Source organism: Lyngbya sp. CCY1209 (genome assembly GCF_035615495.1).
Lineage (GTDB): Bacteria > Cyanobacteriota > Cyanobacteriia > Cyanobacteriales > Microcoleaceae > Limnospira.
This window is the reverse complement of record NZ_JAJENU010000141.1, coordinates 1-10,033: the sequence shown is the minus strand read 5'-3', so window position 1 is coordinate 10,033 and position 10,033 is coordinate 1. Positions and strand designations below refer to the sequence as shown.

Genomic DNA, 10,033 nt, shown 5'->3' with positions numbered 1-10,033 from the left:
GGGAGCCATTCGATCCCCCCCAGCCCCCCTTTATAAGGGGGGAGCAAGAGGAGTCAAAGTCCCCCTTTATAAGGGGGATTTAGGGGGATCTTCCGCTATATTTTTATCGAAAATTTCCCCGCCACTTTAAATCTGCAAAACAAACGAAACTGAAATGATGAAAAATGTTGTCAAATTGACTCGAAAAGATCCGTGGGAACGTCAACTGCTGGAAAACTTCGATCTGAGCGATCGCCTGGGAGATCATTCCCTCGAAAGTTTGGACGGTATTTGTGCGGATTTTCAACACATGAGCTGGGTGGTAAAATCCATTCAGAAGGATTATCAAACGATTTTGGAGCAAAATAAACGCCTGAAGGCGCTGCTGATTGGGTTGGTTGAGGGGTGTTACTGCTGGGAGGGCAATCGCTGTCAGAGTTGCCAGACGATCCTCAGTACCCTGATCCGAGAAAATACCGATCGCCCCGATAGCAATCAAACAAGTCCCGAAAAAAGTCTGGGAAAAATACGGAGGTTTTTGGAGCCGAGCGACGGTTAAAATCCGAATATCTTCAGTCAATTGTTTTGAGGTAAAGCCATGACACAACTCGCCATGCCGGAAACCAAATCGCAAATTATTTCCACTTTTCAGCAAATTCTCCGCGATCGCCAAAATGTCGCCTCCAAAGTCGCCACGAAGGAGGAGGAGTCGGAGCGGGAAAAGCGAAAGCAGGTGCTCGAACAGGCTGCCACATACACCGTCGATAGCATTGTCAAGGGGTTGGCGGATTTGCAGCTCGACTTCAGTGGCATCGTCGCGGAACTGTCCCAAAAGTTAGAAGCCGAATCCGAGAAGTTGGAGAAAATTCGGCGGGGGATCGCGATCGCATCCCAACAGTCGCAGGAACTCCAGAAAATTCGCGTCGTCGCCGATGTCTTGCACATTTTAACCCAGGAACACCGGGAAAAGCTGAACCTGCTCGAACAAAATTCCGGCCGTCGCCAAGAAACGTTGGAAAAAGATATCGCCTCGCGGCGAAAAGATTGGGAAAAAGAGCAGCAGGAATTTGAACTGTTGGTTCAGGAAGAAAACGAAAATACGGCAAAAATTCGCCGGGAGGAAGAAGAGGATTATAATTATCACTTGCAGCGATCGCGCCAAATTGAGATGGACGAATATGAGGAAGAAAAGCGCAGTCTGGAGCGAGAAATTCGGGATTTAACGCAGGAGAAAGAGAAGGATTGGCAAGATCGGGAAAACGTTTTGGATGCGGAACAGGCGCAATTTGAGCGCGATCGCCAGCGGGTTGCAGGATTTGAAGAAGAGTTGAAACAGGCGTTCAACAAAGCGAAAGAAGACGCGATTCAGGAAGCGACGCGGGAAGCGAAAGTGAAGGCGGATCTGTTTGCGAAAGAGTGGGAATCCACGAAGCAAGGTTACGAATTGCAGGTGGAATCGTTGGAACAAACTATCCAGCGACAGAACGAACAGATCGCCGACTTGTCCGCACAATTGCAAGGAACGCTGAAACAGGCGCAAGAATTGGCGATGCGAGCCTTTTCCAGCAGTTCAAATCAGAAATAAATTTGACGAAAATTAAACCGCACTACCAGGAGATGAATCATGGCAAAAAAAATCAGCGATCGCAACACCAAAGCAGAAATTCTCGAAGCGTATCAGGAACTTCAAAAAGAGAAGTCCAGCTTGCAATCGCAACTTCCAAAATCCGCTGCCAATGGCAATGGAGCCGCGACGGCAACCCAAAACGTCATCAAAAAACCTCAGAAATCGAACCAATCCAAACTGGAAGCGACGCTGGCAAGTTTGACGATGTTTCAGTCGAATTTCGGGGGAGTTATCGGCGAAATTTCCGAGCAGTTGACTTCGGAAGCGAGTCGTTTGGAAGAATTGCAAAATTTGGTTGCCGAATCTCGACAGCAGTTGCAGGATCTTCACGGTATCGAAGAGATTGAAGATGATACGTTGGAGGTTTTGATTCAACAATATGAGGAGAATTCCAAAACCTTCGAGGAAGAATTGACCGATCGCCGGGATGCGTTGGAACAGGAATGGCAGGAACGGCAAGCCGCCTGGAAAAAGGAACAGGAGGAACACCAACGGGCCGTCCGAGAACGAAATGAGAATTATCAAAAAACCCGCGATCGCGACGAGGAAACCTATAAATATAACCTGAACCTCCAGCGAGAAATTGACCAAGAAGAGTACGAACAAAATAAAGCCGAACTGTACAAACAGTTGGCGGAATTCAAACAAGAACGGGAGCGGCAGTGGGCCGAACGGGAAAAGGCGATCGCGGAACGGGAAACCGAACATTTGGAAGTGACCGCAAAAGTCGCCCAATTCGAGAAGAACTTGGAAGATACCGTCAAGAAAGGCAAGGAAATGGGGCGGAATATCGGCAATTACCAGGCGAAAGTCAAGGCTGACTTGTTCGCGAAGGAAGTCGAGGGTCAAAAACAGTTCTACGAATTGCGGGTTAAGGGACTCAGTGAAACGATTCAAAGCCAAGATCTTCGGATTCAAAATATCTCGAAACAACTGGATGCGGCGTTGAAACAGGTTCAAGATTTGGCGGTGAAGGCGATCGAAGGGACGTCGAATTCCAATTCGTTCCAGGCGATGAAGGAAATCGCGTTGGAACAGGCGAAAAATCAACAGAAGGGTAAATAACCCCACACCGCTCGGGAATTCATTCCCGAGCTATAGCAATCGGGAGTCATTTGAAAATCTTCCGGCCCCCAAACCCCCAATCCTGGGGGCTTTTAGTCGCTCAAATGTTCATGAATTTTTCACACTTCTTTAATAGAAAAAATCCTCTAAATTAAGGGGTATTTAGGGGGAGAATGACCATCAAAGTCCCCCTTATTAAGGGGGATAATGGGGGATCGGCTTTCACAAAGTTCGGGGAATCCCCCAAGGCGATCGCATCCCCGAACTCTCAAACCCATACAAACACAGCATTTCAGCCATTTTCATCGAGATTCGCTTCGGGGAAGGGGTGGCGTTTACCTTAGAGACATGACAGCGGAGGCGAGTTCGACACCGAACCCAACTCCACCATTCATGTGGCGGGTCGCTTAATTGGTAAAGCACCATTTTTTGCCCCCACGGGCCGAAGATTGAGGGTTATCGCTGTTAACGAATCCCCCCTTAATCGTCGGAGATGCGGGTTCGACTCCCGCGCCGCTACACCACTCGCAGGTAGTTTAAGCTAAAGCCTTGATTCAATATTCTTGCCTGAAAAGGCCGAAGAGTTGAGGGTTATCGGTTAAAACGGTCGATTTTTCATCGAGAGATGTGGGTTCAAATCTCACCCTGCCAATTCGGGACATCCCGAAGCCGCGAGTAGCCCGAAAGGGCCGGAGAAAGTGAGATGAATTATAAGTTTTTTGTAGGGTCTGAAACGCCCCAAAACCATCCGATTCCGGGGCGGGAAAAAGAGATGATCCGGGGACATTCCGGCGGTTGGATGTTCGATGCGGGAATTTGGCAAACGCTGCGGCGTTGCTTACTGATTGGAACCGCACAGCGGACCTATTATGCCGACAAGCAGGAATTGACGGGAACGTTTGTCGATGTTTTGCTCTCGGCGATCGCACAAAATCCGGAACGGGTGGCGGGAGAAATTGTTTACGCCTCCGACGGACGGGCGATTAATAATAGTGCTCCGATTTTGGCTTTGGTGTTGCTGTCGGCGGGGGAAACGCCGGAAGCGAAGCGGGCGTTTTTGGAAATTTTTCCCCAGGTGGTTCGCACGGGAAGTCACTTTTACGAGTGGTTGAATTATACCAAATCCCTGCGGGGGTTCGGTAAAGTTATCCGGGAGGCGGGGACGAGTTGGCTGTCCCGGGAAGACGTGAAAGGGTTGGCTTATCAGTTTTTGAAATACCAACAGCGCCACGGTTTTTCCAACCGAGATGCGCTGCGATTGTTTCACGTTCAACCCCCCACTTCCGAACACGATTTGCTGTTTGAGTGGGCGACGAAAGGATGGGAAATACTGCCCGAACGGGCGCCGTCCGAGGCGCTGTCTCAAATTTGGTGGTACGAGTGGTTGAAGCGCAATCCCGATCGCACCCACGAGGCGATCGCCAAGGGACATCTGACCCACGAAATGGCTGCGCCGGTGGGGAAAATGGACGAAAAGGCATGGCAATTGTTATTCAATGAAATGCCGATCGGCGCTTTATTGCGAAACCTGGGTTCCCTGACGCAACTGCGGATTTTGCGGGGGGACAAACCGGCGAATTTGAAGCGGGTGAAGGGGAATTTAAATAATGTCAAACACCTGCGAAAAGGTCGCATCCACCCCATCGACGTGCTGAAGGCGTTGAAAACCTATCAGTCGGGGGGAAAAGTCGGGCGCAGCCAGAAAAGCTGGACTCCGGTTCCGCAAATTGTGGATATTTTGGAGAAGGCTTTGGAACTGTCATTTGATGCGATCGCGCCGACGGGAAAGGTGTTTTTACACGCCGTCGATATCTCCGGTTCCATGTCCAGCTATACCGTCAGTTCGGTGAATTTGAGTTGTTGCGAAGTTGCCACGACGATGGCATTGGCGACGGCGAAGGCGGAAGAAAATTACGCGATTCGGGGGTTTTCTACGCAGTTTATCGACTTGGGAATTCACCGGAAAGATTCCTTCTCGGATGCGATCGCAAAAGCCCGGAAACATAACTTCGGCGGCACCGATGCCTCGGTGGCTTACGACTGGGCAATTCGGAAGAAATTTAAGGCGGACGTGATTTGCTTCTGGACGGACTCCGAAAGCTGGGCGGGACGGCGCCACCCCTCCCAGGCGTTGGCGGAATACCGCCGCCGCGTCAACCCTGATGTCAAGGCGGTTTACATCACGTTGGCGCCTTACAACATCAGTCTCGTCGATCCCAACGATCCGAATTCTTGGGATATCGCTGGATTTGACCCGGGAACGCCACGTTTAATCCAAATGTTGGCAACCGGGGAGTTATAGTGGCTTTCAATCCGATGAGATCCGCACGATCCCCCTAAATCCCCCTTGAACTCCCCCCTTACAAAGGGGGGGTAGGGGGGGATGGGGACTTTGAATTTGCAAGTGTGTCCTACCAGCTTGAAAAACGCTATATAAGGCTCTCACGGTAGGGATCGGCGACGCCGATCCCTTTTTTTGTCCGGTCGCTTCAATCTTTGAAATTCATGTAAAATATGGGATGGGAAACATTGTGCCAGATCGATTGACATGAATTTAGAATGCCCCGAAGCTCCGGTTCCTCTCGACTCTCATTTTTATATCGAACGGGGTGCGATCGCACAATCGGCACTCTCGGAAATTGAAAAACCGGGCAGCCTGATCCGAATTAAAGCACCTCACAAGATGGGAAAACATTCTTTACTGCTGAGAATTATAGAGCGGGCTAAAAGCTGCGGTTACAAAACTGTCCCGATCGCGTTTCAGGATGCGGCCGGAGAAATTTTTGCCGATTTGGATACTTTCTTAAAGTGGTTTTGTACCCAAATCACCGACGGGTTGAACATCCCTTGCCTGTTGGATGAATATTGGGATGAAGATATCGGCGCAAAAGTCAGCGGCAATACTTATTTGGAAGAATATATTTTGGAAGAGAGCGATCGCCCGATAATGGTCGTTTTAAATTGGGTGGATCGGGTGTTTGAATATCCTGCGATCGCCCAAGATTTTCTACCGCTGCTGCGTTCTTGGTACGAACAGACCAAACAAACTGAAAGCTTTGAAAAACTTCATTGGATCGGGGTGCAATATTCGGATATTTACGTCGATTTAAACATCAATCAATCGCCGTTCAATATCGGACTTGCGGTCGAACTTCCCCCCTTTAACTTTCGACAGATTGAAGAACTGGTCAGCCGTCACGGCTTGGAAAATTGGAGCGAAAATGAGGTGTCTAAACTCCAAAAATTGACGGGCGGAAAACCCTATTTATTGCGTCTCGCACTCTATCATATCTGTCGGGAAAATTTGACCTTGAATCAATTCTTTGCGGACGGACAGTTGCAGGGGCAAATTTATCGCCGGCATTTACAGGAGGTGTCGGCTTTCATCCGAGAGCGTCCCCAACTCGTCGAACCCTTGAAAAAATTGTTAAATCGCCCGGAAGGCGTGGAAATGGACGCGATCGCAGCTTGCCATTTAAATCAGATCGGTCTGGTCGATAAGATTGAAAATTGCTGTCAAATTTCCTGCGATTTGTATCGAAATTATTTGAATGAAATTTCCGACTCTATTTACCAATAAAAAATGTTTTATCAAGTTGGTGGAAGTTTAAAAAGTGATGCCCTCTGCTATGTGGAAAGAGACTGCGATCGCGACCTCTACGAAGCATTGAAGCGGGGGGAATTTTGCTATGTGTTGAACTGTCGCCAAATGGGAAAGTCTTCCCTGATGGTGAGAGTCCGGCAAAAGTTGCAACGGGAAGGCTACAAATGTGCGACCCTGGATTTGACCCTGATCGGCGGCCAAAATATCACGCCCCTGCAGTGGTACAAAGGAATGATTGCAGAACTACTCAGAGGCTTTAAACTCTTCAAGCAGTTCAATTTAAAAACGTGGTGGAATGACAGCGATGACATTTCTTTTTTGCAACTGTTGGGATACTTTTTTGACCGCCTCTTGTCCGCCGAAATTCCCGACCAGAATATCGTCATTTTTATCGACGAAATCGACAGCATCCTCGGCCTCAATTTTTCCGTCGATGACTTTTTCGCATTAATCCGGTTTTGTTACAACCAGAGGGCAACCGACCCGAAATTCAACCGCCTCACATTCGCGCTCTTAGGAGTCGCTACGCCGTCGGATTTGATTCAAGATCGCACCCGCACTCCCTTCAATATCGGGACGGCGATCGCGCTGTCGGGGTTCAGCCTCTCAGAAGTTGCACCCCTCGCCCGGGGATTGGGCTCGGAATCCGGAAACGAACAGGAAATTATCAAAGAAATTTTAGATTGGACAAACGGACAGCCATTTTTGACCCAAAAAATCTGCAAAATTATCGGCGACAATCACCGCAAAAATGAGCTCGGATATCAATCAAAAATACCGCCGAGACAGGAAGTCGAGCGGGTCGAACAAATTGTCCGAAATCGGGTGATCGATGAATGGCAGTCGAAGGACGAGCCGGAGCATTTAAAAACCATCCGCGATCGCCTCTTTCGCAACCCCCGATGGACGGGCAGATTGTTGGGGATTTACCAACAAGTTTTGCAGCATCAGTCCGTCGAAGTCGATGACAGCCGCGAACAGGCGGAGCTGCTGCTGTCCGGGTTGGTTGTCAAAATTGACGGCCAATTGCGGCTCAAAAATCGCATTTACGGAGAAGTCTTCAATCCGGAATGGGTGGTGCGACAACTTTCGGAACTTCGCCCCTATTCTCAAGCCTTCGACGCCTGGATCGTTTCCGAACAACAAGACGAATCCCGCCTGTTGCGGGGGCAAGCCTTAAAAGACGCGCAAACTTGGGCGATGGGAAAAAGTTTGAGCGATGGGGATTATCAGTTTTTATCCCACAGTGAAAAACTCGATCGCCGGGAAGCACAGATGGTATTGGAGGCAGCCAGAACTCGAGAGGTCGAAGCGCGGCTGGCTGAACAACAGAAGCGACTCCAGCAAGAAAAAAAAGTCGCCAAATTGCAGCGGTTATTTTTGGCGGTCGTCAGCCTCGCATTTGCTGTATCGGCGGGGATGGGACTCTTCGCCCGCTGGCAATACCGACAGGCGATCGTGAGCGAAATTATTGCCCTGGTTTCCTCTTCCAAAGGTTTATTTTCCTCCCAAAATCAGTTGGAAGCAATGGTCGCGGCTATCAAAGCTAAACGCCGAGCGGACGCCGTGGGTGTTGCGGATAAGAAAATAGTTGAGTCGGTGGAAACGGCTTTAAATCAAGTTGTTTATGGCAGTCACGAAGTGAATCGCCTCATCGGCCATAAAGGCAGTGTTTTGAGCGTTGACATCACTCCCGACGGCGAATTGATCGCCACCGGCAGCAACGATAAAACCGTCAAAATCTGGAAAGAAGATGGCACCTTGCTGGCAACCCTGGAACATTCGGCGACAATCCACCGCGTCGCCTTCGGCCCCGACGGCAAATCTTTAGTTTCCGGGAGTTTAGATGGCACAGTCAAACTGTGGAGCGTCGATGGCAAACTGTTGCGAGATATTCGGGCACACGATGCTCCGGTCTGGGGAGTTGCATTCAGTCCCGACGGCAAAAAGATCGCCTCTTCTGCCGGAGATAGTACGGTCAAAATTTGGGGCCTCGACGGTACATTATTAAAAACTTTTACCGGAGATGAAAAAAATATGTGGAATGTGGCTTTTGATTCCGAAAGTCAAATGATTGCCGTCGCACAAGTCGATGGCCGGGTCAAATTGTGGAGTATCGACGGCAAATTTTCAAAAAATCTCGACGGACATCGGGGACCCGTTTGGGACGTGGCATTTTGTCCGCAAACCAATTTATTCGTATCGGTGAGTTCGGACCAAACCGCGAAACTCTGGCGACGAGACGGGACCTTGGTGAGGACTTTGCAGGGAGAGGAGGCGCTCATCGGGGTAGATTGTAGCGATCGCGGTCCATATATTGCCACCAGCGGTCAGGATCGTGCGGTCACAATTTGGCATTCGGACGGAACTTCGTTCGGGACGTTAAGAGAACATAAAGCGGTGGTTCGGGATGTGGCTTTGAGTGCCGACGGTTTGACGGCGGCTTCCGCAAGCGATGATGGAACCGTCAAACTTTGGCAATGCAAAAAAAATTTGCTGAAATCGCTTCACGGGCACGAAGATACCGTGTGGGATATGGCGGTGAGTCCGGATCAAAAATTGATCGTATCCGCCAGCAATCAGACGGTCCAAGTGTGGCTTTCAGATGGCAAACGTTTGCGGACAATCACCCCTTCCCAACCGTGGAATGGCGCCTTGTCTTTTGCGCCCGATTCAAAAATTATGGCGATCGGCAACTCTTCTCAAATAGAGCTTTGGAATGTAGAAGAGCTGAAGATGTCATCGACAAAGCCGATAGGAGTTTTATCCGGACATGGGGCGGCGGTTACGGCGACGGCCATCAGTCCCGACGGTCAAATCATCGCCTCGGCGGGAGATGACAAGATGATCAGATTGTGGAGCATCGACGGCAAACTTCTCCGCAGTTTTGTCGCCCACAAGGAGCGAATTTGGAGGTTGGCTTTTACCCCAGACGGTCAAATTCTCGCCTCAGCCAGCGGAGACCGAACAGTGAAATTGTGGACCCTTGACGGAGAACTTCTCACCACCCAATTCCATGAGGGGGCGGTTTGGGGAGTGGCAATCAATCCCGACGGAAATCTGATCGCCTCTAGCGGTCGTGACGGTACTTTTAAAGTTTGGAAATTAGATGGCACTTTGGTGAGAAATATCGATGGTAAAAGTAACGGGTTGACGCGGATCGCCTTCAGTCCGGACGGTGAAACCATCGCCACGGCCGGCGTGGATAATACGATCAAGCTGTGGAACCTCGAGGGCGAATTGTTGAGGACTTTGCCGGGACATCAGGGTATGGTGATCGCCGTTGATTTTACCCCCGACGGCAAGTTTTTGGTGTCCGGCGGAGACGATCGCACGGTGATTTTATGGGATTTAGAAAAAATTGAAACGCTCAACGAACTCGAATATGCCTGCGACTGGGTGCGGGATTACCTGCGGACGAATTCGGAAATTGAGGAGGGCGATCGCACCCTCTGTGACCCGATCGGCCGTCGGTCCCTCGACCGGACTTCAAAAAACAACCGAAAAATACGATAAAAAATCGCGGCGGCGGGATGAAAATCGCCAAAATTTAAAAATTGCCCTATAATAATAAATCGGGTACCCACAATCCCTCAATGTGTCTTAATTTTCCGATCAAAAATGATCTATCAAGTTGGCGGAAGTCTCAAAAATGATGCTCCCTGCTATGTGGAACGCTCCTGCGATCGCGACCTCTACGAAGCTTTGAAACGGGGGGAGTTTTGCTACGTTTTGAACTCGCGACAGATGGGAAAATC

The 10,033-nt window shown here is 49.7% G+C and carries 6 protein-coding genes and 1 tRNA gene; all 7 read left to right on the top strand.

Annotation, left to right across the window (positions count from 1 at the left end; genetic code table 11):
• The first annotated feature begins 154 nt into the window (after positions 1-154).
• The 7 genes from LKE08_RS01520 (at position 155) to LKE08_RS01490 (ending at position 9,791) form a co-directional block, all read left to right on the top strand.
• Positions 155-538 (top strand): hypothetical protein, encoded by a 384-nt coding sequence (locus LKE08_RS01520; protein ID WP_324702424.1) that lies wholly within the window; start codon positions 155-157, stop codon positions 536-538.
• Between the two features lie 39 nt (positions 539-577).
• Positions 578-1,564 (top strand): hypothetical protein, encoded by a 987-nt coding sequence (locus LKE08_RS01515; RefSeq protein ID WP_324702423.1) that lies wholly within the window; start codon positions 578-580, stop codon positions 1,562-1,564.
• A gap of 39 nt (positions 1,565-1,603) precedes the next feature.
• Positions 1,604-2,671 (top strand): hypothetical protein, encoded by a 1,068-nt coding sequence (locus LKE08_RS01510; RefSeq protein WP_324702422.1) that lies wholly within the window; start codon positions 1,604-1,606, stop codon positions 2,669-2,671.
• A 395-nt stretch (positions 2,672-3,066) separates the two neighbouring features.
• Positions 3,067-3,195: transfer RNA gene (locus LKE08_RS01505), tRNA-OTHER, on the top strand.
• A 179-nt stretch (positions 3,196-3,374) separates the two neighbouring features.
• Complete coding sequence (locus tag LKE08_RS01500) at positions 3,375-4,973, top strand: TROVE domain-containing protein (protein ID WP_324702421.1); 1,599 nt, start codon at positions 3,375-3,377, stop codon at positions 4,971-4,973.
• A 246-nt stretch (positions 4,974-5,219) separates the two neighbouring features.
• The gene (locus LKE08_RS01495; RefSeq protein WP_324702420.1) at positions 5,220-6,251 is read left to right on the top strand and encodes an AAA-like domain-containing protein; all 1,032 of its coding nucleotides are present in this window, start codon (positions 5,220-5,222) and stop codon (positions 6,249-6,251) included.
• A gap of 3 nt (positions 6,252-6,254) precedes the next feature.
• Complete coding sequence (locus LKE08_RS01490; RefSeq protein ID WP_324702419.1) at positions 6,255-9,791, top strand: AAA-like domain-containing protein; 3,537 nt, start codon at positions 6,255-6,257, stop codon at positions 9,789-9,791.
• Positions 9,792-10,033 lie beyond the last annotated feature (242 nt).

Bases quoted from the DNA above. Each gene is read 5' to 3' on its own strand.
- LKE08_RS01520 (WP_324702424.1), top strand. From the start codon at position 155: ATGATGAAAAATGTTGTCAAATTGACTCGAAAAGATCCGTGGGAACGT.
- LKE08_RS01515 (WP_324702423.1), top strand. From the start codon at position 578: ATGACACAACTCGCCATGCCGGAAACCAAATCGCAAATTATTTCCACT.
- LKE08_RS01510 (WP_324702422.1), top strand. From the start codon at position 1,604: ATGGCAAAAAAAATCAGCGATCGCAACACCAAAGCAGAAATTCTCGAA.
- LKE08_RS01500 (WP_324702421.1), top strand. From the start codon at position 3,375: ATGAATTATAAGTTTTTTGTAGGGTCTGAAACGCCCCAAAACCATCCG.
- LKE08_RS01495 (WP_324702420.1), top strand. From the start codon at position 5,220: ATGAATTTAGAATGCCCCGAAGCTCCGGTTCCTCTCGACTCTCATTTT.
- LKE08_RS01490 (WP_324702419.1), top strand. From the start codon at position 6,255: ATGTTTTATCAAGTTGGTGGAAGTTTAAAAAGTGATGCCCTCTGCTAT.